General features: G+C 66.8%; 24 protein-coding genes. 16 read left to right on the forward strand and 8 right to left on the reverse strand.

Annotation, left to right across the window (positions count from 1 at the left end):
* Positions 1-3: 3 nt before the first annotated feature.
* The 4 genes from QZS21_RS08960 to QZS21_RS08975 are packed head-to-tail and all read right to left on the reverse strand — an operon-like array spanning position 4 to position 2,158.
* A complete protein-coding gene (locus tag QZS21_RS08960) occupies positions 4-609 on the reverse strand; it encodes a hypothetical protein (protein WP_295582536.1) in 606 nt (201 codons plus the stop codon).
* Positions 596-1,189: a hypothetical protein gene (locus tag QZS21_RS08965; protein ID WP_295582538.1), complete on the reverse strand. Its 594-nt coding sequence runs from the start codon at positions 1,187-1,189 to the stop codon at positions 596-598. The genes QZS21_RS08960 and QZS21_RS08965 overlap by 14 nt, the downstream gene beginning before the upstream one ends.
* Positions 1,186-1,656: a hypothetical protein gene (locus QZS21_RS08970; RefSeq protein ID WP_295582540.1), complete on the reverse strand. Its 471-nt coding sequence runs from the start codon at positions 1,654-1,656 to the stop codon at positions 1,186-1,188. Before QZS21_RS08970 ends, QZS21_RS08965 begins: the two co-directional genes overlap by 4 nt.
* Positions 1,637-2,158, reverse strand: coding sequence for an RNA polymerase sigma factor (locus QZS21_RS08975; protein ID WP_295582542.1), 522 nt, complete (start codon positions 2,156-2,158; stop codon positions 1,637-1,639). The genes QZS21_RS08970 and QZS21_RS08975 overlap by 20 nt, the downstream gene beginning before the upstream one ends.
* Before the next feature lie 218 nt (positions 2,159-2,376).
* Between QZS21_RS08975 and QZS21_RS08980 the strand changes: the two genes are divergently transcribed.
* From QZS21_RS08980 to rd, 3 genes are all read left to right on the forward strand, one after another.
* Positions 2,377-2,883: a deaminase gene (locus QZS21_RS08980; RefSeq protein WP_295582544.1), complete on the forward strand. Its 507-nt coding sequence runs from the start codon at positions 2,377-2,379 to the stop codon at positions 2,881-2,883.
* A gap of 18 nt (positions 2,884-2,901) precedes the next feature.
* Positions 2,902-5,205 carry a polysaccharide pyruvyl transferase family protein gene (locus QZS21_RS08985; protein ID WP_295582546.1) on the forward strand — a complete coding sequence of 768 codons (2,304 nt, stop codon included), beginning with the start codon at positions 2,902-2,904 and terminating at the stop codon, positions 5,203-5,205.
* 79 nt (positions 5,206-5,284) lie between these two features.
* Entirely contained in the window at positions 5,285-5,443 is a 159-nt protein-coding gene (gene rd / locus QZS21_RS08990) for a rubredoxin (protein ID WP_295582548.1), read from the forward strand.
* A gap of 55 nt (positions 5,444-5,498) precedes the next feature.
* On the opposite strand, the gene QZS21_RS08995 is transcribed toward rd, so the two are convergent.
* A complete protein-coding gene (locus QZS21_RS08995) occupies positions 5,499-6,002 on the reverse strand; it encodes a QueT transporter family protein (protein WP_295582550.1) in 504 nt (167 codons plus the stop codon).
* A 407-nt stretch (positions 6,003-6,409) separates the two neighbouring features.
* On the opposite strand from QZS21_RS08995, the gene QZS21_RS09000 reads away from it, so the two are divergent.
* The 4 genes from QZS21_RS09000 (at position 6,410) to QZS21_RS09015 (ending at position 13,691) form a co-directional block, all read left to right on the forward strand.
* Positions 6,410-7,684 carry an adenylosuccinate synthase gene (locus QZS21_RS09000; RefSeq protein WP_366557594.1) on the forward strand — a complete coding sequence of 425 codons (1,275 nt, stop codon included), beginning with the start codon at positions 6,410-6,412 and terminating at the stop codon, positions 7,682-7,684.
* A 118-nt stretch (positions 7,685-7,802) separates the two neighbouring features.
* Positions 7,803-9,221: an adenylosuccinate lyase gene (gene purB, locus QZS21_RS09005; RefSeq protein WP_295582554.1), complete on the forward strand. Its 1,419-nt coding sequence runs from the start codon at positions 7,803-7,805 to the stop codon at positions 9,219-9,221.
* A gap of 715 nt (positions 9,222-9,936) precedes the next feature.
* Positions 9,937-11,517: an asparagine synthase B gene (gene asnB / locus QZS21_RS09010; RefSeq protein ID WP_295582556.1), complete on the forward strand. Its 1,581-nt coding sequence runs from the start codon at positions 9,937-9,939 to the stop codon at positions 11,515-11,517.
* Between the two features lie 86 nt (positions 11,518-11,603).
* Positions 11,604-13,691, forward strand: a complete 2,088-nt coding sequence (locus QZS21_RS09015) for a glutamine synthetase III (protein ID WP_295582558.1) — start codon at positions 11,604-11,606, stop codon at positions 13,689-13,691.
* Between the two features lie 194 nt (positions 13,692-13,885).
* Here QZS21_RS09015 and QZS21_RS09020 read toward each other — a convergent pair whose 3' ends face one another.
* From QZS21_RS09020 to QZS21_RS09030, 3 genes are all read right to left on the reverse strand, one after another.
* A complete protein-coding gene (locus QZS21_RS09020; protein ID WP_295582560.1) occupies positions 13,886-14,575 on the reverse strand; it encodes an LrgB family protein in 690 nt (229 codons plus the stop codon).
* On the reverse strand, positions 14,572-14,943 hold the full coding sequence (locus QZS21_RS09025; RefSeq protein WP_295582562.1) for a CidA/LrgA family protein: 372 nt from the start codon (positions 14,941-14,943) through the stop codon (positions 14,572-14,574). Before QZS21_RS09025 ends, QZS21_RS09020 begins: the two co-directional genes overlap by 4 nt.
* A gap of 146 nt (positions 14,944-15,089) precedes the next feature.
* Positions 15,090-16,442: an acetyl-CoA hydrolase/transferase family protein gene (locus tag QZS21_RS09030; protein WP_295582564.1), complete on the reverse strand. Its 1,353-nt coding sequence runs from the start codon at positions 16,440-16,442 to the stop codon at positions 15,090-15,092.
* A gap of 183 nt (positions 16,443-16,625) precedes the next feature.
* Between QZS21_RS09030 and QZS21_RS09035 the strand changes: the two genes are divergently transcribed.
* From QZS21_RS09035 to aroQ, 9 genes are all read left to right on the forward strand, one after another.
* On the forward strand, positions 16,626-17,174 hold the full coding sequence (locus tag QZS21_RS09035; protein WP_295582566.1) for a zinc dependent phospholipase C family protein: 549 nt from the start codon (positions 16,626-16,628) through the stop codon (positions 17,172-17,174).
* A 324-nt stretch (positions 17,175-17,498) separates the two neighbouring features.
* Positions 17,499-18,512 carry a 3-deoxy-7-phosphoheptulonate synthase gene (gene aroF / locus QZS21_RS09040; protein WP_295582568.1) on the forward strand — a complete coding sequence of 338 codons (1,014 nt, stop codon included), beginning with the start codon at positions 17,499-17,501 and terminating at the stop codon, positions 18,510-18,512.
* Positions 18,513-18,516: 4 nt separating this feature from the next.
* Positions 18,517-19,353, forward strand: coding sequence for a prephenate dehydrogenase/arogenate dehydrogenase family protein (locus QZS21_RS09045; RefSeq protein WP_295582570.1), 837 nt, complete (start codon positions 18,517-18,519; stop codon positions 19,351-19,353).
* Between the two features lie 119 nt (positions 19,354-19,472).
* Positions 19,473-20,543 carry a 3-dehydroquinate synthase gene (gene aroB / locus QZS21_RS09050; protein WP_295582572.1) on the forward strand — a complete coding sequence of 357 codons (1,071 nt, stop codon included), beginning with the start codon at positions 19,473-19,475 and terminating at the stop codon, positions 20,541-20,543.
* Positions 20,544-21,716 carry a 3-phosphoshikimate 1-carboxyvinyltransferase gene (locus QZS21_RS09055; protein WP_295582574.1) on the forward strand — a complete coding sequence of 391 codons (1,173 nt, stop codon included), beginning with the start codon at positions 20,544-20,546 and terminating at the stop codon, positions 21,714-21,716.
* On the forward strand, positions 21,706-22,797 hold the full coding sequence (aroC, locus tag QZS21_RS09060) for a chorismate synthase (RefSeq protein WP_295582576.1): 1,092 nt from the start codon (positions 21,706-21,708) through the stop codon (positions 22,795-22,797). The genes QZS21_RS09055 and aroC overlap by 11 nt, the downstream gene beginning before the upstream one ends.
* Positions 22,784-23,920, forward strand: a complete 1,137-nt coding sequence (locus tag QZS21_RS09065) for a bifunctional chorismate mutase/prephenate dehydratase (protein WP_295582578.1) — start codon at positions 22,784-22,786, stop codon at positions 23,918-23,920. The genes aroC and QZS21_RS09065 overlap by 14 nt, the downstream gene beginning before the upstream one ends.
* 1 nt (position 23,921) lies before the next feature.
* On the forward strand, positions 23,922-25,166 hold the full coding sequence (locus QZS21_RS09070) for a shikimate kinase (RefSeq protein ID WP_295582581.1): 1,245 nt from the start codon (positions 23,922-23,924) through the stop codon (positions 25,164-25,166).
* Complete coding sequence (gene aroQ, locus QZS21_RS09075; protein ID WP_295582583.1) at positions 25,147-25,578, forward strand: type II 3-dehydroquinate dehydratase; 432 nt, start codon at positions 25,147-25,149, stop codon at positions 25,576-25,578. Before QZS21_RS09070 ends, aroQ begins: the two co-directional genes overlap by 20 nt.
* Positions 25,579-25,787: the final 209 nt, after the last annotated feature.

Raw genomic sequence — 25,787 nt, forward strand, 5'->3', positions numbered from 1 at the left:
GGTTCAGCCGGGCCGGCTCCGGGTGAAGCGGGCGCTGCCCGCCGCGTGGTCCCCGGTGACCCACAGCTCATAAGTGCCGTCCTGGGAGATGGGGATGGAGAAGGTCCCGGTGGGCAGGTCCCGGACGTCGTAGACCACCTCCCGGTCCGCCTCCTCGATGACGGTGACGGACACGCTGCCCCGGAGGGATACGATGTCCGCTTCGATGGTGTCCCCCGCCTCCAGCTCCAAAAGGGCGTCCTGGGTGGTGTGGAAGGCACTGTACTCCATGAGGAGGCAGTGGTCGTTGCTCTCGATGCTGCCGCTGTAGGAGGGGCCGTACAGCATCAGCCAGGAGGCGGCGTACAGCGCCAGGGCGGCGCAGGTGAGCAGGAAGCACAGCACCATGCCCACCCAGTCGTACTTGACCTTGCCGCCGCCCCGGGCGGCCAGCAGCGTCTCCGCCCCCAGGGCGATGAGGATGAGGGGCGCGGCCTTCAGGGTCCAGCGCAGGTCCAGCTGGGGCCAGAAGAGGGAGACGGCCATCAAAATTCCCGCCGCCACCAGCACCGCGCCCAGCGTAAAGGTACCTACCCGCCGCTGCCGCGGGGTGCTCTCACTGCTCTCCATGGGACGCCTCCTCGCCGCCGGGCTGCTCCGCCGGGGGGGTGAAGGCCGGAATCTCCTCCGCCTCCGCCCGCTTGGGTCCGCGGATGAACCACAGGCCCAGGGCGATGATGCCCAGGGTCACGATCAGCCGGGGCACGTCGTACACCAGCAGGTTGTACAGCCAGTTCAGCGCTCCGAAGTGCCACAGGAGATTGCCCAGCACCTGACGGATCAGCCGGTCGTAGAGCAGGTACACGCCCAGGGCCACCAGCACCCAGCCGATGAGGCTGTGCCGCTTGCGGCACAGGTCGCCGAGCTTCTGGGAGTCCAGGTCCGACAGGCCGAAGAGGTAGGCGTCGGGGTTGGCGGCGGCCTCCTCGTCGGTCTGGGCGCGGAGGTTGTAGCTGTCAAAGAAGGAGAACAGCCACAGCGGCAGCATCAGCGCCGCCAGGGCGCCCACCTCCAAAAACATGGCCAGGGCGAAGATGGCGCAGAAGGCGGTGAGGATGGAGGCGCCCCGCTTCATATACCCCTGGTGCATCTCGCCGCAGCCGGGGATGCAGGAGGCGAGGAAGAGAAAGAGTCCGTGTTTGCGTTTCATGATTGGTTTCCTCCTTGTGTGGGCTGGCGGCGCTGGGCGCCGAACCCGCTGAAAATGTCATTGATGCCGGAGAGGGCCTGGCTCAGGGAGCTGTTCCACTCCCCCAGGCGCTGGGAGATGCCGGGCCGGTCCGGGAGCGGCAGGGGGCGTGGAAGGAAGCCCAGGCTCCCGCTGCCCCACACCACCGTCAGCGCCAGCACCACCGCGGCGGCCGCCGTGGCGTAGCGGCTGGTGACGAGATGGAGCGTCCGCAGCCGGATCCGCCGCCACAGGCTCTCTTGGCAGGAGCGGAGGGGCGTCAGCAGCTCTTCGCCCGAAAGGGCGTCGGTGTACCGCTGGAGGCACAGATCGCAGAAGGCCAGGTGCTCCGCCGTCTCCAGGCGGCTCAGTTCGTCCTGGTCCGCTTGCTGGATCAGGGCCGACAGGGCCTCGTCCGTCAGGTGTCCGTCAGCGCGGAAGATTTCCATGAATCCCACTCCTTTCCAACCGCTCCCGCAGCAGCTTCTTGCCGCGGCTGAGCTGGGTGTGTATGGTTTTGACCGGCCTGCCCAGGGCCAGGGCCGCCTCCTCCGGAGAGCGCTCCTCCAGGAGGCACAGGCGGCACACCGGCCGGTAGGGCTCCTTTAGCGCCTCCACGGCGGCCTCGATCTCCGCCGCACCGGTGCGCTGCAGGGCCAGCTCCTCCGTGGCCGGCGCCAGCCCGGGGGGCATTCCCTCGTCTCCGGGCAGCACCGTGTGGCGGTTCCAGGCGCTTTGCAGGTGGTCCTTGGCCTTGTTGGTGGCGATGCGCCCCAGCCACTGGCGCTCATAGCCCGCCGGCATGGCGTCCCGGTGGAGGTAGGCGGAGAGAAAGGTGTCCTGGGTCAGGTCCTCCGCGGCGGCGGCGTCCCGGACCAGCTGAAAGCAGATGGTGTACACCAGCCGCTCATACCGGACCACCAGCTCTGAAAAGCTGTCTTTGGTTGTCAAACTGCCGCCGCCTCCTCTCTTTGTCCGTCACAGATGATACGACGCGGCGCCGGGATTTTCTTCAACCACCTGTAAACTTTTTTCTCCGGGGCCGCCCGGCACTTCCCCCGGGCGGAAAACTGTGATAGAATAAGGCATTCCCTCCGGGGGACGCGATTCCCCCGGGGCGCGGAAAACCGGTTCCATGCTTCAGATATCAGAAAAGCGGAGGGCTGCCCATGGATCGCATCAGTAAAGAGAACTATTACCTGGACATCGCGGAGACCGTGCTGGAGCGGGCCACCTGCCTGCGCCGGGTGTATGGCGCCATCATCGTGAAAAACGACGAGATCATCTCCACCGGCTACAACGGCGCCCCCCGGGGCAGGGCCAACTGCGTGGATATGGGCTACTGCTCCCGGGAGGCCATGCGGGTCCCCCGGGGGGAGCGGTACGAGCTGTGCCGCAGCGTCCACGCCGAGGCAAACGCCATCATCTCCGCCGCCCGGCGGGACATGGTGGGGGGCACGCTGTACCTGGTGGGGCGGGACGCCCGCACCGGCGAGCTGCTGGCGGACGCCACCTCCTGTTCCATGTGCCGCCGCCTGGTCATCAACTCGGGGCTGGAAAAGGTGGTCATCCGCCGCAGCAAGACGGCATTTGACGTGGTTCCCGCCGCCGAGTGGGTGGCGGAGGACGATCTCCTGGTGCCCCGGGACCCGGACGCCATCCTGGACCAGCTGTAAAGAAAGGAAGTTTCCCCATTGAAAGCAGGACTTGTCACCTTTTATCACATCCACCACTACGGGGCGCTGCTGCAGGCGGCGGCCACGGAGCGGGCGGTGGAGGGCCTGGGGTGGGGCTGCGAGATCATCGACTACTATGTGAACCAGAGCAACGAGCTCTTCCGGCGGCCTACGGGCCTGGGCTCCGCCGCCGCCGACGCCCACACCGCCCTGCACTACCAGGCCCTGAAAACCCGGCAGAGCCGGTTTGACGCCTTTTCCCGGGACCACCTCCACATCTCCGGCCACCGGTTTGAGAGCCTGGAGGAGCTGCGGGCGGCGGAGCTGCCCTACGACGTGATTCTCGCCGGCAGCGACCAGATCTGGAACCCCAAAATCTTCCCCGACGGCCGGTTCGACCCGGTGTTTTTCGGCGCCTTCTCCCCCCGGCGGAAGATCGCCTACGCCCCCTCCTTCGGCATCCCCCAGATTCCCGACGGGATGGAGGAGGAGCTGCGGGGCTACCTCTCCGCCTTCTCCCACCTCTCCGTCCGGGAGCGGCAGGGCCAGGCCCTGGTGGAGGAGGCGACGGGAGAGACGGTGCCGGTGGTGCTGGACCCCACGCTGCTGCTGAGCCGGGACCAGTGGGCCGACATGGCCGCCGCCCCGGCGGGGTATCCCCGGGCGGGGTACATCCTGTGCTACTGCATCAGCAGCCCCGGGGCCCTGGAGCCCTATATCCGCGCCCTGGCGGAGAAGACGGGGCTGCCGGTGGTGCAGCTGTGCGGCATCCGCCAGAAGGTCCACCCCAAGGCCCGGTGCATTCTGGACGCCGGCCCGGCGGAGTTCTTGTCCCTGTTCCGGAACGCCGCCTGGGTGTGTACCAACTCCTTCCACGGGACGGTCTTCTCCATCCAGTTTGAAAAGCCCTTCTTCACCGCCGTGGCCCCCGGGGAGCTGGCTGCGCCGGAGAGCTCCCGGACCTTCAGCCTCCTCAGCGAGCTGGGCCTGGCGGAGCGCATCATCGGCAAGGGGGACACCGCAACGCCGGAGGAGGCCATCGACTGGGCGGCGGTGTCCGCCCGGCTGGAACGTGCCCGGCAAACGTCCCTGGACTATCTGGGAGCCGCCCTGGCGGACGCGCCGTCCGCCGCCGGCATTGATGCCGCCCCGGCGGAGGAGGGCCCGCTGCTGGCGGACCGCAGCCGCTGCACCGGCTGCGGCGCCTGCAAGAGCATCTGCCCCCGGGACGCCATCTCCATGGAGCGGGACCGGGAGGGCTTCGCCTATCCCGTGGTGGACCCGGCGGCCTGCGTCCACTGCGGCCGCTGCACCGCCGTGTGCCCCCTGCTGCACCCCCGGCCCCAGGGCGCCTTCCCGGCAGTGTACGCCGCCTGGCACAGGGACGACGGCATCCGCCGGGACTCCACCTCCGGCGGCGCCTTCACCGCCCTGGCGGAGTATGTGCTGGAGGGGGGCGGCGTGGTGTACGGCGCCGCCTTCGACGGGCGGCAGCACCTGCGCCACGTGGCCTGCTTCCGCAAGGAGGAGCTGTGGCGCCTCCGGGGGTCCAAGTACGTCCAGAGCGACTTGGGTGACACCTTCCGGGAGATCCGGGTGGCGCTGGAGACCCGGCAGGTGCTGTTTTCCGGCACGCCCTGCCAGGTGGACGGCCTGTACCGCTTTCTGGGCGGCCGCCCGGAGAATCTGACCACCTGCGACCTGGTATGCCACGGCGTGCCGTCCCCCGGCGTGTGGGAGGACATGGCCGCCTCCATCCAGCGGCGAAAGGGGAAGGGCCTCCAGGCGGTGCGCTTCCGCAACAAGGTCACCGGCTGGAAGGACAGCCACCTCACCACCGTCTACGACGACGGCACCGTGGATACCGCGCCCCTGTTCCGCACAGAATACGGCAGGGCCTACGGCAGAGCGCTGTTCCTGCGGCCCGCCTGCCACCGCTGCGTCTACACCTCCATGACCCGGCCCGGGGACTTCACCCTGGGGGACTTCTGGGGCCTGCGGCCCGAGGAGCTGCCGGACCAGCAGGAGAAGGGCGTCAGCCTCCTGATGGTGAACACGCCCCACGGCAGTCACATCTTCGACCAGCTCCCCCTGGCCCGGAAGGCCTTCCCGGCGGAGCGCGCCATCGCGGGGAATCCCCGGCTGGCCTCGCCCATCCCCGCCTCCCCCCAGCGGGCGGCCTTCTTCGCCGCCTACGCCCTGGAGCCCTTCGACCAGGTACGCAAGACCTTCTGCAACCTGCCGCCCCTGCCGGTGCGGCTGGCGGCCAGGGTGCTGTCGCCGGAGGTCAAGGCAAAGCTCCGGAAACAGGGCGGAAAATAGTTGCATATGCAATAGACAATGCGGCAATCCCCGGTTTATATTCAAATCAAATCGTTAGGACAATAAGGAGGAAACCACAGTGAAGCAGTACGAGTGCGAGCCCTGCGGCTATATTTACGACGAGGCGGCCGGCGATCCGGACAACGGCATCGCCCCCGGCACCAAGTGGGAGGACCTGCCCGCGGACTGGGTGTGCCCCCTCTGCGGCGTGGGCAAGGACGAGTTCAAGGCGCTGTAAGCCTGTCAGCGTGCAAAAATGCGCTCCGTTGCGGCGGAGCGCATTTTTTTGCGTGTCAGACGGCCCGGCGCCGCAGGGCGGGAATGGTGGGGAGCCAGTGGAGCAGGGGCAGCCCCAGCGCAAAGCAGGCGGCGGCCTCCCCCAGGCCCACCGTCACCAGGTTGAAGCCGAAGGCTGGGAGGAAGGCGGCGCCGTCCAGCACGGAGAAGTAGGCGATCTCCGCCCCCACGATGACGGCGTTGCAGATCACCGGGGGTAGGGGGGCCAGCGCCCGGGTTTTCAGCCGGGAGGTCCACAGGGCGGCCAGCAGAGTGGCCAGGGTGCCGAACACCCAGTCCAGCACGTAGGGGGAGCCCAGCAGATTGGCCAGGAAGCAGCCCACCGCCAGGCCGGGGACGGCCTCCGGGAACAGGAAGGGCAGCACCGTCATGGCCTCGGCCACCCGGAACTGCACGGCCCCGTACTGGGGGATGGGGAGCAGCAGGGTGAGGCCGGCGTAGAGGGCGGCGATGATGCCTGCGGTGGCGATCTGGCGGGAAGTAAAGCGGGATTTGGACATGAAAAAAGACCTCCTTGACGGGTGTTGGAGGTCCCTTGCCCCAAACGGCAGCAATACGCGCAGGATAAGGCCCTGCGAAACCTCCATTTTTTTGTTTAGAGAACGGCAGATCTGCCGAACGAACGCCCCGGCGGGGCGCTTGGACAGGGAGATGGCACCTGTCGGGAACGATTATAAACGATTTACCGGCCGGTTGCAAGGCTTTTTTGCCCCCGGCGGGCAAAAACCCGCCGGAGTCGGCGGATGGGGGCCAATCGGGAGGGCAAAAGGTCAACCTATTAGGGAAATTTATCTCCAATATCACAAGTTTATACTTTACTTATGTGAAAAGTGTCGATATAATGTTTTAGGCTGGGTCGGTATGGCCCGGCCGGTTTATGCAAAATAAAACCGGGAGGTTTTGAATGATGTCGAACTGTGCCATTGTAGGCGTCAACTGGGGCGACGAGGGCAAGGGCCGCATGGTGGACCTGCTCACCAGCGACTATGATGTGGTCGTCCGCTACCAGGGCGGCGGCAACGCCGGCCACACCGTGGTCAACGACCAGGGCAAATTTGCCCTGCATCTGCTGCCCTCCGGCATCTTCCGCAAAGATGTCGTCAACATTCTGGGCAACGGCGTGGCGCTGGACTGCGAGAGCCTGTGGGCCGAGATGGCGGACGTGATTACCAAGGGCGTTTCCATCACGCCGGAGAATCTGAAAATCAGCGACCGGGCCTCGCTGCTGCTGCCCTGGCACCGGGACCTGGACGCCCTGGAGGAGCAGCGCCTGGCGGACAAGAAGTACGGCTCCACCAAGCAGGGCATCGCCCCCTTCTACTCCGACAAGTTTCAGAAGAAGACCGTCATGGCCGGAGAGCTGCTGTACCCGGCAAAGCTGTGGGAGCATCTGGCGGGGATTCTGGAGTGGAAGAACCTGACGCTGGAGAAGGTCTACGGCGCCAAGCCCTACACCATGGACGATCTGCGCGCCTGGGTGGCGGACTTCGGCGAGAAGATCAAGCCCTTTATCTGCGACACCGGCGCCTTTTTGCGCCAGGCCCAGGACCAGGGCAAGCGCATCCTCTTTGAGGCGCAGCTGGGCTCCCTGCGGGACCTGGACTACGGCATCTACCCCTACACCACCTCCTCCAACGCCATCGCCGCCTACGCCCCCGTGGGCTCCGGCCTGCCCACCGCCAAGCTGGACAAGGTGGTGGGCGTGGTGAAGGCCTACTCCTCCTGCGTGGGAGAGGGCCCCTTCACCTGCGAGTGGTTCGGCGAGGAGGCGGAGAAGCTGCGGCAGGCGGGCAACGAGTACGGCGCCAAAACCGGCCGTCCCCGCCGGGTGGGGCCCATCGACATCGTGGCCACCCGCTACGGCGCGGCGTGCCAGGGCGTCACGGACATCGCCCTGACCAAGCTGGACGTGCTCAGCTACCTGGACCAAATCCCCGTCTGCGCCCGCTATGAGCTGAACGGGGCGCTGACCGACGACTTCCCCTTCCCCGCCCTGCTGCCCGACGCCAAGCCCGTGGTGGAGTACCTGGAGGGCTGGCAGTGCGACATCTCCGGCGTGCGGACCTGGGAGGACCTGCCCGAGGCCGCCCGGAAGTATGTGGAGTACGTGGAAAAGGCCATCGGCTGCCTCATCACCTACGTCTCCGTGGGTCCGGAGCGGGACGCCATCATCCTGCGCTGACCCGCTTTCCCCCGCACGGCCCCGCCCCGGGGCACCTTCCGCCTCCGGCGGACAGGAGACCACTGGAGGCACCGAGCGGTGCCTCCTCACTTTTGACAGGAAGAAAGGCGGACCCCCCATGTCCAAGAACCGCTACGAATCCCCCCTGGCGTCCCGGTACGCCTCCGAATTCATGCTGCACCTGTTCTCCCCCGACATGCGCATTGAGACCTGGCGCCGCCTGTGGGCGGCCCTGGCCCGGGCGGAGCACAACCTGGGCCTGCCCATCACGGCGGAGCAGGTGGCGGAGCTGGAGGCCCACCTGACGGACATCGACTACGAGACGGCGGCGGCCCGGGAGAAGGAGGTCCGCCACGACGTCATGGCCCACGTGTACACCTACGGCAAGGCCGCCCCCTCCGCCGCCGGCATCATCCACCTGGGGGCCACCAGCTGCTACGTCACCGACAACGCCGACCTCATCCTCTACCGGGAGGGGCTGCGCTACCTCCGGGGCGAGCTCATCGCCGTGCTGGCCAACCTGAGCAAGTTCGCCGACCAGTACAAGGCCGTCCCCACCCTGGGCTACACCCACTACCAGCCCGCCCAGCTGGTGACGGTGGGAAAGCGGGCTACGCTGTGGATGCAGGACCTGCTGGCGGACCTGGAGGAGCTGGACTTCGTGCTGGAGCACCTGAAATTCCTGGGCTGCCGGGGCACCACCGGCACCGAGGCCAGCTTCATGGACCTGTTCGAGGGGGACGGCGGCAAGATCGACGAGATGAACCGGCAGATCTCCGCCGCCTTCGGCTTTGACGAGTGCTTCGCCGTCTGCGGCCAGACCTATCCCCGGAAGGTGGACAGCCGCATTTTGAACGTCCTCTCCGCCATCGCCCAGAGCTGCTACCGGATGGCCAACGACATCCGCCTCCTCCAGCATGACCGGCAGGTGGAGGAGCCCTTTGAGAAAAACCAGATCGGCTCCTCCGCCATGGCCTACAAGCGCAACCCCATGCGCTCCGAGCGGATCTGCTCCCTCTCCCGCTACCTGATGGCCGACGCCATGAACGCCCCCATGACCGCCGCCGTCCAGTGGCTGGAGCGGACCCTGGACGACTCCGCCAACCGGCGGATCTCCATGCCCGAGGGCTTCCTCTGCGCGGACGCCGTGCTGCGCCTCAGCCAGAACGTCACCGACGGCCTCCACGTCAACGAAAAGGTGGTGGACGCCGCGGTGCGGGAGTACCTGCCCTTCATCGCCACGGAGAACCTGATGATGGAGGCGGTGAAGCGAGGCGGCGACCGCCAGGCCCTCCACGAGATCATCCGCACCTGCTCCATGGCCGCCACCGCCAAAATGAAGGAGGGCGGGAAGTGCGACCTGCTCCAGCGCCTGGCGGCGGAGCCCGCCTTTGGCATGACGGAGGCGGAGATGGAGGCCGTGCTGACGCCCGGCGCCTACATCGGCCGCTGCCCGGAGCAGGTGGAGGCCTTCCTTCGCCGGGTGGAGCCGCTGCTGAGCCAGGCCGGCGGGGAGAAGCCGGAAATCAACCTCTGACGCGGTACGAGCGCGGGGGCGCTTGAGGGGGCGGCAGCCCGCCTCGAATGGGCTCGAATGCCGTCAAAAAGCCTGCACAGCAGGCGTTTGAGCCGCGAAGCGGCAGATTTTTGATCCGCCTCAGCGGGGCAAAAATCGCGGCATTTTTAGGCTGTCGGGAAAGGCCGAAGGACTTTTTCGACAGCCTGAGCGCGGGGGCGCATCCCACGGGGGCGCCCCCGCGCTCTTTCTTCGCCGTCTCCGGCGGATGTCGCCCTTTGGAGGAGGACTGTCCGCACCGGTGGGCCAGTTTTTGTTCCCGGCCTTGTGAATCTTTTCCCGGATTTCCAGAAATTCGGTTTTTGGGGCTGTTTGCTTTTGGTGGTTTTGCTGTTGACAGGGGCGGCCCCCGGGTGGTACACTCCAAACATCCATTGCAAATATCGGCAAAGGCGCTGATGGAGAAAAGTACCATGGACGTTCCGTCTCAGTGATCGGGGGACAGTGGAAACCCCGTACAGGAGGCCGTGGGAAGAACACTCCGTAGCCGCAATCTGAACGCGGGCTTCCGCCAGTAAGTGCGACGAGTTGTGATCGTTACCTCACACGGGCTTGTTGGAGCCTTGAAGGTGACCGTCCCCGCCAGGGGAGGTAAATTAGGTGGCACCGCGGATAGCAGCTATTCGTCCTAAAATTTAGGAGATAGCTGCGTTTTTTATATCTGGAGGTGCTGTATATGTGTTCCATCATGGGGTTTTCCAAAAAGACCCTCACCAAAGAAGCGCTGCTGCCCTATTTCAACCGCACCCGCTCCCGGGGGCCCGACATGTCCCGCGTCATCGAGACCCCCTCCGGCTACCTCTGCTTCCACCGTCTGGCCGTCATGGGGCTGACGGAGGCCGGGATGCAGCCCTTCGAGCTGGAGGGCGACTACGTGGTGTGCAACGGCGAACTCTACGGCTTCCGCGCCCTGAAGCGAAAGCTGGCGGAGAAGTACACCTTCCGCAGCGGCAGCGACTGCGAAATCCTCCTCCCCCTGTTCCACGAGTACGGCCTGTCCATGTTCTCCCGGCTGGACGCGGAGTTTGCCCTCATCCTCTACGACTCCGTGACCGACTCCCTCATCGCCGCCCGGGACCCCCTCGGCATCCGCCCCCTGTTCTACGGCTACGACAAAGACGGCGCCATCGTCTTCGCCAGCGAGGCCAAAAACCTGGTGGGCCTGTGCCGGGAGGTGTGTCCCTTCCCTCCGGGCCACTACTACGCCTACGGCCAGTTCGTCCGCTACGCGGACCTGACCACCGTGAAAGCCCACTCCGAGGACGACCTGGACACCGCCTGCCGCCAGATCCGCAACAAGCTCATTGCCGCCGTGGATAAGCGGCTGGACGCCGACGCCCCCCTGGGCTTCCTGCTCTCCGGCGGGCTGGACTCCTCCCTGGTGTGCGCCATCAGCGCCGTCGTGCTGGGCCGGCACATCCGCACCTTCGCCATCGGCATGGAGACCGACGCCATCGACCTGAAATACGCCCGGGAGGCGGCCGACTTCATCGGCGCCGACCACACGGAGGTCTTCATGACCCGGGAGGAGGTCCTCCAGTCCCTGGAGGAGGTGATTGCCCTGCTGGGCACCTGGGACATCACCACCATCCGGGCCAGCATGGGCATGTACCTGTGCTGCAAAGCCATCCACAAGACCACCGACATCCGGGTGCTGCTCACCGGTGAAATCTCCGACGAGCTGTTCGGCTACAAGTACACCGACTTCGCCCCCAGCGCCCAGGCCTTCCAGCAGGAGAGCAAGAAACGGGTGGATGAGCTCTACATGTACGACGTGCTGCGGGCGGACCGCTGCATCTCCGCCAACTCCATGGAGGCCCGGGTGCCCTTCGGGGACCTGGATTTCGTTCAGTACGTCATGCGCCTCGACCCCCGGCTGAAGCAGAACACCTACGGCATGGGCAAGTACCTGCTGCGCCGCGCCTTTGCGGAGGACCATCTGCTGCCCGAGGGGATTCTCTGGCGCCAGAAGGCCGCCTTCTCCGACGCCGTGGGCCACTCCATGGTGGACGATCTGAAGGCCTACGCCGAGGAGCGGTACACCGACGCGGAGTTCCACCGCCGGCGGCGGGCATACGGCCACTGTCCTCCCTTCACCAAGGAGAGCCTGCTGTACCGGGAGCTCTTTGAACAGCACTATCCCGGCCAGGCGGCCATGATTGCGGACTACTGGATGCCCAACAGGTCCTGGGCGGGCTGCGACGTCACCGATCCCTCCGCCCGGGTGCTGGCAAACTACGGTGCCAGCGGCCAGTGAGCCGGCGAAAAACTAGAAGTATTACCTATTGCGTTCCCGCCGTTTTATGATAGTATTTGATATAGAACAATAGGAGGATGAATGTTATGAGCACATCTGCGAAACTTCCCGAGCTGTTCGGCAGTCTGGTCTTCAATGAGGAGACCATGAAGGAGCGCCTCTCTTCCGCGTCCTACGGCGCGTGGAAAACGTGCGTCACAGAGGGCACCTCCCTGAACATCTCCACCGCCAACGAGATCGCCGAGGCCATGAAGCAGTGGGCCCTGTCCAAAGGCGCCACCCACTACACCCATTGGTTCCAGCCCATGACCGGCGTCACCGCCGAGAAGCACGACAGCTTCATCACCCCCGTGGGCGGCGGCAAGATCATCATGGAGTTCTCCGGCAAAGAGCTGGTCCGGGGCGAGCCCGACGCCTCCTCCTTCCCCTCCGGCGGCCTGCGGGCCACCTTCGAGGCCCGGGGCTATACCGCCTGGGACCCCACCTCCTTCGCCTTTATCAAAGAGGGCTCTCTGTGCATCCCCACCGTGTTCTGCTCCTACTCCGGCGAGGCGCTGGATAAGAAGACCCCCCTGCTGCGCTCCATGGACGAGGTGAGCCGCCAGGCCATCCGCATCCTGCGCCTCTTCGGCGACACGGAGAGCAAGCGGGTCATCCCTCAGGTGGGCCCCGAGCAGGAGTACTTCCTGATCGACAAGGCGCTCTACAACCAGCGGGAGGACCTGCGGATGACCGGCCGGACCCTCTTCGGCGCCAAGCCCCCCCGGGGCCAGGAGCTGGAGGACCACTACTTCGGCGCCATCAAGCCCCGCGTGGCCGCCTACATGCAGGATTTGGACGAGACGCTGTGGGCCCTGGGCGTGCTGAGCAAGACCAAGCACAACGAGGTGGCCCCCTCCCAGCACGAGATGGCCCCCATCTTCTCCGACGCCAACACCGCCTGCGACCACAACCAGCTGGCCATGGAGATGATGAAGAAGGTGGCCGACCGGCACGGCCTGGTGTGCCTGCTGCATGAGAAGCCCTTCGCCGGCGTCAACGGCTCCGGCAAGCACGACAACTGGTCCCTGGGCACCGACACGGGCAGAAACCTCTTCAAGCCCGGCTCCACTCCCAGCCAGAACGCCCGCTTCCTGCTGTTTTTGGCCGCCTTCGTCAAGGGCGTGGACGAATACCAGGACTTCCTGCGCACCACCGTGGCCTTCTCCGGCAACGACCACCGCCTGGGCGCCCAGGAGGCGCCCCCCGCGGTCATCTCCATCTTCCTGGGCGACGAGCTCAACGCCGTGGTGGAGTCCATCATCCAGGGCACCGAGTTCAAGGACGCCGGCAAGCGCACGCTGCAAATCGGCGTGGACGTGCTGCCCTCCATCCGCCAGGACAACACCGACCGCAACCGCACCTCCCCCATGGCCTTCACTGGCAACAAGTTCGAGTTCCGGATGCTGGGGTCCTCCCAGTCCATCTCCGGCCCCAACATCGCCCTGAACACCATGATGGCCGAGGAGCTGAAGCAGTTTGCCGACGAGCTGGAGCACTCCCAGAACTTCCAGGCGGACCTGGCGGCCCTCATCAAAAGGACCTTCACGGAGCATCAGCGCATCATCTTCAACGGCAACGGCTACGACGACGCCTGGATCGCCGAGGCGGAGAAACGGGGGCTATGCAACCTGAAGTCCACCGCCGACGCCCTGCCCGCCTACATCGCCCCCAAGAACGTGGCGCTGTTCGTCAACCACGGCATCTACACCAAGGAGGAGATCCAGGCCCGGTACGAGATTCACGTGGAGAACTACAACACCGTCATCTCCATCGAGGCCAACACCATGGTGAATATGATCCGCCACGACATCCTCCCCGCCGTCTCCGGCTACGCCACCGACCTGTGCCAGCGGGCCGACGCCAAGGAGACCTGCGGCGTGGCCTGCAAGTACGAGAAGACCACCGCCGCCGCGGTCGCCGCCCTCACCGACGAGCTGCTGGATGCCTGCATCCGCCTGGAGGGGGCCCTGGACGGCGTGCCCGCCAATCCCGAGGAGGCCATGGACTACAGCCACAACGTCATCGTCCCGGCCATGGCCGCCGCCCGCGCCGCCGCCGACAAGCTGGAGAATCTCACCGCCAGCGAGTACTGGCCCTTCCCGGTTTACTCCGACCTGCTGTTCTCCGTGTGAGGCGGCCGGGCCGCTGCGCAAGCCCGATTGATCTGGAAACAAGCAAGCGCGGGGAACGCCATGGCGTTCCCCGCGCTTGCTTGTTCAGGCCCTCCGCCCGGCTGCGGGCCGGATGATGGGTTCTCCTTGTTCTTTTCCGGTTCCGCCGCGGGCTCCGCCGCAAAGCCGCTCCTTACCCGGGGCGGGGAATCCGCTTACACCAGGAGGTCGAAGGCCAGGGCCAGGACGGCGGTGAGGATGCCGCACAGCCCGATGGCCAGGCCGCTCATGGCGCCCTCCGTCTCCCCCAGCTCCATGGCCTTGGCGGTGCCCACCGCGTGGCTGCACGCGCCGATGCCCAGGCCCACCGCCAGGGGGTCCTTCACCCGGAACAGCTTGACCAGGAAGGGGGCCGCCAGGTTGCCCAGGATGCCGGTGACCATCACCGCCGCCACCGTGATGGCCACGATGCCGCCGTGGTCCTGGGAGACCACCGTGGCGATGGGGGTGGTGACGGACTTGGGCAGCAGGGACATGGTCATCTCCCGGTCCAAGCCGAAGAGGCGGCACAGCGCCAGAATGCTGGCGATGGAGGTGACCACCCCCACCGAGCAGCCCACCAGCACCGGCAGCCAGTTCTTTTTCAGCAGGTCCATCTTGGCGTAGATGGACACCGCCATGCAGGCGGTGGCGGGGCCCAGGAACATGTTGATGACGCTGCCGCCGTTGTAATAGGCCTCGTAGGGGATGCGGAAGACGGTCAACACCGCCACCAGCAGCGCCACCGCCACGATCATATAGTTGCACAGCACCAGCCCCGTCCGCCTTTGCAGCTTGACACCCACCCAGTAGGCCGCCACCGTCAGCGTGATGCCGAGAAAGGGCGATTCCAGCAGTACGCTCATGCCCGCTCCCCTCCCCGCTTCTTTTCCAGCAGGCGGCAGGTCAGCCGCACCGCCCAGACGGTGGCCCCGTAGGTCAGCACCATGGACACCACGCACACCGTGAGGAAGGCCGCCGCGTTGGCCCGGATGACGTCCACGTAGTTCATGATGCCCACCGACACCGGCACGAAGAAAAAGCCCAGGTTCCCCAGGAGAAAGTCGGCCTTCTCCCGGACATGGTCCACCTTGACCAGCCCCGCCGCCAGCAGCAAAAGCAGCAGCAGCAAGCTGATGACGCTGGCGGGAAAGGGGAAGGGCAGCACCGCCTCGATGCACTGGCTCACCCAGTACACCCCGAACACGACGCCGATCTGCAGCAGGATTTTCATCTGTTCGCCACCTTTTTCACAAACTTTCCCTCTTATTTTACGGACATCCCCCGGCGATGTCAAATGAAACCAGGGGCGCCCCGGCACTTTCGGCAAAACACAACAAGACGCCGCCTGTTCCCAGGCGGCGTCTTGGCAGTATTTCTTCAAAGGGGCATCTCCCGCTCCAGATCCTTCCGGAAATCCGGATGGGCGATGGCGATGAGGGCCTTGGCCCGCTCCCGGCAGCTCTTGTACTTCAGGTTCGCCACGCCGTACTCCGTCACCACGTACTGCACCATGGTCCGGGGGGTGGTCACCACGCTGCCCGGGGGCAGCTGGGCCTTGATCTTGGAGCGGCGGACGCCGCTCCTGTCCACATAGCTGGACCGCAGGGCGATGATGCTCTTGCCCCCGTTGGACCACTGGGCGCCGATGACCCACTCCAGCTGGCCGCCGGTGCCGGAGTACATCTTCCCGCCGGCGCTCTCCGCGTTCACCTGGCCGGTGAGGTCCACCTCCATGGCGTTGTTCACCGACACCACGCGGTCGTTCAGAGCGATGCGCCGGGGGTTGTTCACCCAGTCGATCTCCTTGAAGGTGAACACCGGGTTTCCATCCGCATAGGACCACAGCCCCCGGTCCCCCACCAGGAAGGCCCCCACCGCCCGGCCGGGCAGCACCTGCTTGCGGCTGTTGTTCACCACGCCCTTCCGGATCAGCTCCGCCACGCAGTTGGTCAAAACCTCCGTGTGAATGCCCAGGTCCCGCTTCCCGGCGTAGGCCAGGCAGTCCCCCACGGCGTTGGCCAGGCCCCCCAGGCCGAACTGCATGCAGGCCCCGTCGGGCACCAGCTCGGCGATGTGGCCGGCGATGAGCCGGTCCTCCTCCTGGGCGGGCACCGGCAGATTCTCCGACGGCAGCCAGTCGGCCTCCACAATGGCGTCCGCCTCGGACACGTGGAACAGCAGGTGGGCCTCCCCCTCGCTGGACATGGCGGGCATCCGGGGATTCACCTCCACAATCACCGTCTCGCACTGCTCCAGCACCGTCCGGTGGAGGTGGGCGCCCCAGAGGGTCCGGCTCATCCAGCCGTTCTCGTCCGGCGGGGCGCAGGTGATGACCGCCACCCGGGGACGGCGGGAGGCCATCCACTCCCCGGTCTGGCTGAGATTGGTGGGGACGAAGTGGACGTTGCCCTGGGGTACCAGGGTCCGGTCCGAGGCAAAAAAGTTGACGTTGTACGTCACCAGATCCCGGTTCTCCGGCTGGAGGATGGCGGCGTCCGCCGGGGCGAACAGGGAGTTCAGCTCCACGTGACCGCCCACGGCCCGCAGATGCCGGGCCAGGGCGGTCTCCACCGCATAGGGCCAGTTGGCGCCGCCGGTGCACACCACCGTGTCGCCGCTGCGGATCAGCGCCGCCGCCTGGTCCGGCGCCGCCAGCAGCGCCTGGTACTGCCGCCGCCAGTCCCCGGCCTGTGCCAGGCGGCCCCTGCGGGTGGGAGTCAATTCCGTCATGGTGGTTTTCCTCTCATTCCTCAACTTGGATTCTGGGCTATTGTATCCCATTTTCCCCTCCATTGCAATCGGTCAGTTTCCACAGATTTTATGTGTTTTACAAAAAGTTGCTCTTGCTTCCCCCCGCCGTACGTGGTATACTGACGTCGTTGTTAGTTCGATCAAACTCTCGGAGGTGGCACCTTGCAAAAACGCAGTCACAAGCTCCTGGCCTCTATGCTGCTGGAATGCGAGCATGGATTCCGGGCAAAGCGCTATGAATTGGCCTTTCTGTTCGGCTCTTTCCAGCCCGATTGCAATCCGCTGACCTATCTCAAAGGCTCCCGCCGGGCCCAGACGCTCCGGGGCCATAATTTCACCAATTCCCAGCTGTACATCAACGCCCATATCAAGAGCCTTCAGACCCGTTCCCGCTGGAACATCTGGCAGTACTATACCCTGGGCAAGCTGACCCACTACCTGGCCGACGCCTTCACCTACCCCCACAACGAGGACTATCCGGAGAGCCTCATCGCCCACCGGCAATACGAGGATGAGCTGCGCCAGTACCTGGCGGAGTATCTGGAGAGCCAGACCCTGCGGCGGGCCAAGGCCCGGCAGGACCTGGTGGACGCCATCGACGAGCTGCACGACCAGTACATGGAGACCGTGGCCGACATGCGCCGGGATGTGCAGTACATCCTCCGGGCCACCGCGCTGCTGATGGCGGGCTGCCTGCCCGCGGCCTCCTGATTTTGTCGATACAGACAAGTTTCCCACTCGTCGCCTCCCATTGTTTGGATAGATTCACAATTCCCATTCCCTTCCCAAAGTGTTATGCTTTAAACATCTAAAGAGAACAAGAGGGACCTGTGACATGACCAATCTCACCCGGGCAGCCGAATACCGTTACTTTAGCTTTACCTACTTTTATGGTAAGGCTTATTTCGGTTTGGCTGAAAGCGCCCGCGTGTAACGTCGGTTTTGTCAAAAACTGTCCGTACATGACGACCCGCAGCCAATACCGGCTGCGGGTCTTTTTTGTGCCGTTGTGAAGATTTGAAGGAGGAACATCACATGATCGTCATTCTGAAACACAACCCCAACCGCGACCAGCTGGAGAGCCTGATCTCCTGGCTCCAGGAGAAGGGCATCATCATCCACACCAGCATCGGCGAGGCCAACACCATTCTGGGCCTGGTGGGCGACACCTCTCAGCTGGACATCGACCTGATCTCCGCCCTGGATATTGTGGAGGACGTGAAGCGGGTCCAGGAGCCCTACAAGAACGCCAACCGCAAGTTCCACCCCGCGGACACCGTGGTGCGCGTGGGCAACACTCAGATCGGCGGCGGCACGCTGTCCATCATGGCGGGCCCCTGCTCCGTGGAGAGCGAGGAGCAGGTGGTGGCCATCGCCAAGGCGGTGAAGGCCAGCGGGGCCACCATGCTCCGGGGCGGCGCCTTCAAGCCCCGCACCTCCCCCTACTCCTTCCAGGGCCTGGGCGCCACGGGCCTGGAGTACTTGAAGGTGGCCCGGCAGGAGACGGGGCTCCCCATCGTCACGGAGCTGATGGACCTGAGCCAGCTCCCCCTGTTCAAGGACGTGGACGTGATCCAGATCGGCGCCCGGAACATGCAGAACTTCGACCTTTTGAAGGCCGTGGGCCACCAGGACAAACCCATCATGATTAAGCGGGGCATGTCCGCCACCTACGAGGAGTGGCTCATGAGCGCCGAGTACGTCATGGCCGGCGGCAACGAGAACGTGATCCTCTGCGAGCGGGGCATCCGCACCTTTGAGAGCTACACCCGCAACACGCTGGACCTGGCCGCCATCCCCGTGCTGCGCAAGCTCACCCACCTGCCCATCATCATCGACCCCAGCCACGCCACCGGCAAGAGCTGGCTGGTGGAGCCCCTGGCCATGGGCGCTGTGGCCGCCGGGGCCGACGGCCTCCAGATCGAGGTCCACAACGACCCGGCCCATGCCCTGTGCGACGGCCCCCAGTCCCTGAAGCCGGAGGTGTTCGACCCCCTGGCCAGAAAGCTCTTGAAACTCCACGCCATGCTGAAAACCCTGGAGGAGTGAGAAGATGATCGTCGGTATCGTTGGCCTGGGACTCATCGGCGGTTCCATGGCGAAGAGCGTGAAGGCCCGCACCGCCCACACGGTCTATGGCATCGACCTGGACCGGGAGACCATGACCATGGCCCGGATGTGCGGCGCCATCGACGCCCCCCTGACGGAGGAGAACCTGCCCCAGTGCGATTTGATTCTGGTGGCCATCCGGCCCGGCGCCGCCGTGGAGTGGGTCCGCCAAAACGCCCCCCGCATCGCCAAGTCCGCCATCCTGGTGGATCTGTGCGGCGTGAAGCGGACGGTGGTGGCGGACATCGCCCCCATTGCCGCGGCCCACGGCTTCGCCTACATCGGCGGCCACCCCATGGCGGGCCGGGAGCGGGGGGGCTTCACCTCCGCCAGCGACAGCCTGTACGTGGGGGCCTCCATGATCCTCACCCCCGACCAGCGGACGGACATGCAGCTGTTGGCGACCCTGAAGGCCTTTTTCCTGGACCTGGGCTTCGCGGGCCTCACCTTCTCCGACCCGGAGGAGCACGACCGCATCATCGCCTTCACCTCCCAGCTGGCCCACATCGTCTCCAGCGCCTACATCAAATCCCCCGAGGCCCAGCGCCGCCGGGGCTTCTCCGCCGGGAGCTTCCAGGACATGACCCGGGTGGCCCGGCTGGACGAGGACATGTGGACGGAGCTGTTTCTGGACGACGCCGACTACCTGACCACGGAGCTGGACGAGCTGATTCTCCACCTGACGGAGTACGCCGAGGCCCTGCGGGCCCGGGACGCCCAGCGGCTTCACAGCCTCCTGCGGGACGGCCGGGAGAAGAAGGCCTCCGCAGGCGGAAACTGAGGGCGCAGCCCCTCCGCCCCGCCCCCTGCTCTGCAAAACACCGCCCCATCCGCCGCCGGCGGAGATCCCTCCGGTTCCCTCCCGGCTGCGGGAGGGGGATATGATAAAGGAGTGTGCCTATGTCCGGCCCCATCCAAACCATCCCGGTCCGCACCGACCCCGCCTACGCCGTCTCCATCGGCGGCGGGCTGCTGCCCCGCTGCGGGGAGCTGCTGCAAAAGACGGCGGCCCCCTGCCACATGGCGGTCATCACTGACAGCACGGTGGCCCCGCTGTATCTGGAACCCGTGGCGGAAAGCCTCCGGCGGGCGGGCTTCACCGTCTCCAGCTGCATCTTCCCCGCCGGAGAGGCCCATAAGAATCTCCAAACCCTCTCCAGCCTCCTGGAATTTCTTGCGAAGCACCGCCTCACCCGGACGGACTGCGTGGCGGCCCTGGGGGGCGGCGTCACCGGTGACATGGCCGGGTTCGCCGCCGCCGTGTACCTGCGGGGCATCCGCTGCGTCCAGCTGCCCACCACCCTCCTCGCCGCCGTGGACTCCTCCGTGGGCGGCAAGACCGCCATCGACCTGGCGGCGGGAAAAAATCTGGCGGGGGCCTTTTTGCAGCCCGCCGCCGTGCTGTGCGACACGGACTGCCTCCGCACCCTCCCCCCCGCCGTCTTTGCCGACGGCGCCGCCGAGGCCATCAAGACCGGCGTCCTCTGCGACGAGGCGCTGTTCTCCCTCTTTGAGGGCGGCGCCCTCACCGCCGACCCCGGCGAGGTCATCGCCCGGTGCGTCCGCTACAAGGCGGGCGTGGTGGAGCGGGACGAGCGGGAGCAGGGCGAGCGGCGGCTGCTGAACCTGGGCCACACCGTGGGCCACGCCATCGAATTGTGCAGCTGCTATGCCATCCCCCACGGCCACGCCGTGGCGGCGGGCCTCTGCGTGATGGCCCGGGCCGCCGAGGCCCTGGGGTGGACGGAGGCCCCCATTGCCGCCCGCATCGCCGCCTGCGTCGCCAAAAACGGCCTGCCCACGGGGACGGATTTCCCCGCCGAGGCCCTGGCCCAGGCGGCCTCCGCCGACAAGAAGCGCGCTGGCGGCGAGATCACCCTGGTGGTCCCTCGGCGGATCGGCCTGTGCACGCTGAAAACCGTGCCGGTAGGGGAGCTGCTGCCCGTCATCCGGGCGGGATTGGAGGCGTAAATGGACGTCCGCATCGAACCCCGGCGCCTCTCCGGCGCCGTGACCCCGCCGCCCAGCAAATCCATGGCCCACCGGGCGGTGCTGGCCCTGGCCCTCTCCGGCGAGACGGACCGGATGCCCTCCAACCTGGAGGACTCCCAGGACATCCAGGCCACCAAGCGGTGCGTGGCCGCCCTGCTGGCGGCCCGGGGCCAGCGGGGCCTTCCCCTGCTGGAGTGCGGGGAGTCCGGCTCCACCCTCCGCTTCCTCCTCCCCGTGGCGCTGGCTGTGGCGGAGGGGGGCGTCTTCACCGGCCGGGGACGGCTGATGGAGCGGCCCCAGCAGCCCTACTTCGACCTCTTCGCGGAAAAGGGCATCGCCTGCCGCCGCTCCGCCGGGGCGCTGTCGGTTCAGGGCACACTGCCGCCGGGGGAGTACCGTCTGCCCGGCAACGTGTCCAGCCAGTTCGTCACCGGCCTGCTGTACGCCCTGCCCCTGCTCCCCGGGGCGTCGGAGATCCGCATGACCTCCCCCCTGGAATCCCGGCCCTATGTGGACATGACCCTGGAGATGCTGGCGGCCTTCGGCATCCGCGTGGAGAACCGGGACTACGAGACCTTCCGCGTCCCCGGCGGTCAGCGCTACCAGGCCCGGGACGTGGCCATTGAGGCGGACTGGTCCCAGGCCGGGTTCTGGTACGCCGCCAACTTCCTGGACTGCCGTCTGGACATCCAGGGTCTGAACCCCCGCTCCGCCCAGGGGGACATGGCGGTGGCGGACCTCTACTGGCGGCTGGCCCGGCCCGGAGACACGGAGATCGACCTCTCCGGCATCCCCGACCTGCTGCCGCCCCTGGCGGTGATGGCGGCGGTCCGCAGCGGCGTCACGCGCTTTGTGGGCGCCGCCCGGCTGCGGATGAAGGAGAGCGACCGCCTGACCACCGTCTGCCGGATGCTCACCGCTCTGGGAGTCCAGGCGGAGGAGGGGCCGGACCGCCTCACCGTCCGCGGCAGCGCCCTGGGCGGCGGCACGGTGGACGGGGCCAACGACCACCGCATCGTCATGGCCGCGGCGGTGGCCGCCGCGGCCTGCGCCGCACCCGTCACCATCCTGGGGGCGGAGGCGGTCCACAAGTCCTACCCCCGCTTCTGGGAGGAGTATCAACGTCTGGGAGGTGTGGTTCATGTCCTCTGAATTCGGCAAGCTTCTGCGGGTGTCCGTCTTCGGCCAGTCCCACGGCAGGGCCATCGGCGTCACCATCGACGGCCTGCCCGCCGGGGAGGCCGTGGACCTGGAGGCGCTGAACGCCTTCCTGGCCCGGCGGAAGCCCGGCACCAGCCCCCTCTCCACCGCCCGGCGGGAGGCCGACGATCCCGTCTTCCTCTCGGGGCTGGAAAACGGCGTCACCTGCGGCGCCCCCCTGTGCGCCGTGATTGCAAACAGCGACCAGCACTCCGGGGACTACGGCGAGCTCGCCGACAAGCCCCGGCCCTCCCACGCAGACTACACCGCCTTTGTGAAGTGGGGCGGCCAGGCGGACATGCGGGGCGGCGGCCACTTCTCCGGCCGCCTGACGGCGCCGCTGTGCATCGCCGGGGGCATCGCCAAGCAGATTCTGGCCCGGCGGGGCGTCCACGTGGGGGCCCACCTGGCCGCCGTGGGGACAGAGGAGGACAGCCCCTTCCCCCTGCACCCCACCGCCGCCCTGTTCGACGCCGTGGCGGCCAAGGACTTCCCGGTGCTGGACGACGGGGCCGGAGCGCGGATGCAGGCCCTGATTCTGGAGGCCCGGCAGTCCCTGGACTCCGTGGGCGGCGTCATCGAGTGCGCCGCCGTGGGCCTGCCCGCCGGGCTGGGGGACCCCATGTTCGACGGCGTGGAAAACCGGCTGGCCGCCGCCCTCTTCGGCATCCCCGCCGTGAAGGGTGTGGAGTTCGGCCTGGGCTTCGGCTCCGCCCGGCTCCGGGGATCGGAGAACAACGACCCCTTCACTCTGGAGGAGGGCTCCGTCGTCACGGCCAGCAACCGGGCGGGGGGCATCCTGGGGGGCATCACCACCGGGATGCCGGTGACGCTGCGGGCCGCAGTCAAACCCACGCCGTCCATCTCCCGGTCCCAGCGGACCGTCAGCCTCTCCCGGATGGAGGAGGCGGAGCTGGTCGTCCGGGGCCGCCACGATCCCTGCATCGCCCACCGGGCCGTCCCGGTGGTGGAGGCCGTCACCGCGGCGGTCGTATTAGATTTACTTTTGGAGGGACATCATGGAACTTTCTGAAATCCGCACGAAAATCGACGCCGTGGACGAACAGCTCCTGCAGCTGTTTCTGGAGCGGATGGCCCTGGCGGAGGACGTAGCTGCCTACAAAAACGAGCACCACCTGCCCATTTTGAACAAGGAGCGGGAGCGGGCCGTGCTGGCCAGGGTGACGGAGCGCGCCGGGGAGAAGGAGCGCTACGCCTACCACCTGTTCTCCACCCTCTTTGAGCTGGCCCGGTCCCGGCAGGCGGAGCTGATCTCCGCCCCCACCCAGGTGGCCTCCCAGGTGGAGCGCTCCCTGGCGGCGGGCAGCGCCGTCTTCCCCCAGACGGGCCTGGTGGCCTGCCAGGGCGTGGAGGGGGCCAACAGCCAGGTGGCCTGCGACCGCATCCTGCCCCGGGGCAGCATCGTCTACGTCAAGACCTTCGACGCGGTGGTGTCCGCCGTGGAGTCGGGGCTGTGCAAATTCGGCGTGCTGCCCATTGAAAACAGCTCCAACGGCTCCGTCCGGGCGGTGTACGAGCTGCTCCAGGACCACAAGCTGTCCGTGGTGCGCTCTACCCGGCTGTGCATCCGCCACGAGCTGCTGGCCCTGCCTGGCGTGAAGATGGAGGAGATCACGGAGATCTACTCCCACCAGCAGGCCATCGGCCAGTGCAGCAAGTTCCTGGACGGCCTGGGCGGCGTCCACGTGATCCCCTGCGACAACACCGCCATGGCCGCCAAGCTGGTGGCCGAGAGCGGCAACCGCCACGCCGCCGCCATTTCCTCCCACCCCTGCGCGGAGCTGTACGGCCTGGCCTGCGTCAACGACGACATCCAGGACAGTGACAACAACTACACCCGCTTCTTCTGCATCACCAGGGACCCCGTCATCTACGCCGGGGCCAACCGCATCAGCCTCATCATCTCCTGCGACAACAAGCCCGGCGCCCTGTACGAGATCCTCTCCAAGCTGGCGGCCCTGGGCATCAACATGACCAAGCTGGAGTCCTGCCCCGTCAGCGGCCGGAACTTCGAGTTCATCTTCTTCCTGGAGCTGGAGGCCTCCGTCCAGGAGCCGGGCATTCTGCCCATGCTGGAGGAGCTGGAGCGCCTGTGCGCCGGCTTCCAGTTCCTGGGCAACTACGCCGAAATCTGATATGGCGGAGAAGGTTTACGGCCTGCTGGGGCGGAAGCTGGGGCACAGCTGGTCCGTCCCCATCCACACGGCCCTGGGCTGCCCGGATTACCGGCTGATCCAGCTGGAGCCGGAGGAGCTGGCGGACTTCCTCCGCCGGGAGGACCTGGGGGGCGTCAACGTCACCATCCCCTACAAGCGGGCGGTGATGGCCCACTGCGACGTCATCGACCCGGCGGCCCGGGCCATCGGCAGCGTCAACACCCTGGTCCGCCGGCCGGACGGAAAGCTGTACGCCTGGAACACCGACGCCGCGGGCTTCTGCTTCATGGCGGAGCGGGCGGGCATCTCCTTCCGGGGGGAGAAGGCGGTGATTCTGGGCAGCGGCGGCGCCTCCCTGACGGCCCAGGCCTGCGCCCGGCGGTTGGGGGCCCGGGCGGTGGCGGTGATCTCCCGCTCCGGCCCGGACCACTACGGCACCCTGGACCGCCACGCCGACGCCGGCATCGTGGTGAATGCCACGCCGGTGGGGACCTACCCCGGCAACGGCGCCACCCCAGTGGACCTGGGGGCCTTTCCCCGGTGCCGGGGGGTGCTGGACCTGGTGTACAATCCCCGGCGCACCGCCCTGCTCTTGCAGGCGGAGGCCCTGGGCATTCCCTGCTCCGACGGCCTGCCCATGCTGGTGGCCCAGGCAGTGGAGGCGGAGGCCCTCTTTTTCGGGCGCCCCATCCCCCCGGGGGAAGCAGAGCGCATTCTGTCCCTGCTGCGGCGGGACACCGCCAACCTGGTCCTCATCGGAATGCCCGGCAGCGGCAAGTCCACCGTGGGCGCCATCCTGGCGGAACAGACGGGCCGGGAGGCGGTGGACATCGACCGGCGCATTGCGGAGCGGGCGGGGTGCTCCATCCCGGAGATCTTCGCCCAGGGGGGCGAGGCCGCCTTCCGGGCGCTGGAGCGGGAGGAGACGGCGGAGGCGGGAAAACTCTCCGGTAAAATCCTCCTCACCGGCGGCGGCGTGGTGAAAGACCCCCGCAACTACGCCGCGCTGCATCAAAATGGGCGCATCTACCACCTGATCCGGGACCTGGACGCCCTGCCCACCGACGGGCGCCCCCTGTCCCAGGGGGCGGACCTGGCCGCCATGTGGGCGGAGCGAGCGCCGCTGTACGCCCGGTTCCGGGACGCGGCGGTGGAGAACAACGGCACGGCGGCGGAGACCGCCGCCGCGATTTGGAGGGATTTTTGTGTACATTGCGGTGATTAACGGCCCCAACATGAACCTGCTGGGCATCCGCCAGCCGGAGATTTACGGCCGGGCCACCTACGAGGACCTGAAGGCCATGATCTCCGCCGAGGCGGACCGGCTGGGGGTCCGGGTGACCTTCTTCCAGTCCAACCACGAGGGGGACCTGGTGGACGCCATCCACCATGCCTACTTCGACCACGCCGACGGCATCATCATCAACCCCGCCGCCTACACCCACACCAGCGTGGCGCTGCTGGACGCGGTGAAGGCCGTGGGCATCCCCACGGTGGAGGTCCACGTCTCTGACCCGGACACTCGGGAGGACTTCCGCCACGTGTCCTACCTCCGGGCGGCCTGTGCCGCCACCGTCCGAGGCCACGGCCTGCCGGGATACCTGGAGGCGCTGCGGCTGCTGTGCGGGCGAACATAAGGTGCAAAGAAGAGGCCCGGGATCGGCGATCCCGGGCCTCAACCGTTCCCAAACGCGCCTGCGGCGCGTTTGGGAACGGGCCGTGGCATCCTGCGCGCAACCGCCGCCTCTCCAAGGTGGACATCCCACCTGGGGGAAGCACCATGGCTTTTGCCGCTGTGAGGCTGATTGAAGGGGCTGCGGCCCGGGAGCAGTGCTCCCGGGCCGCA

Origin of the sequence: uncultured Oscillibacter sp., from assembly GCF_900544955.1 — a bacterium.
Lineage (GTDB): Bacteria > Bacillota > Clostridia > Oscillospirales > Oscillospiraceae > Oscillibacter.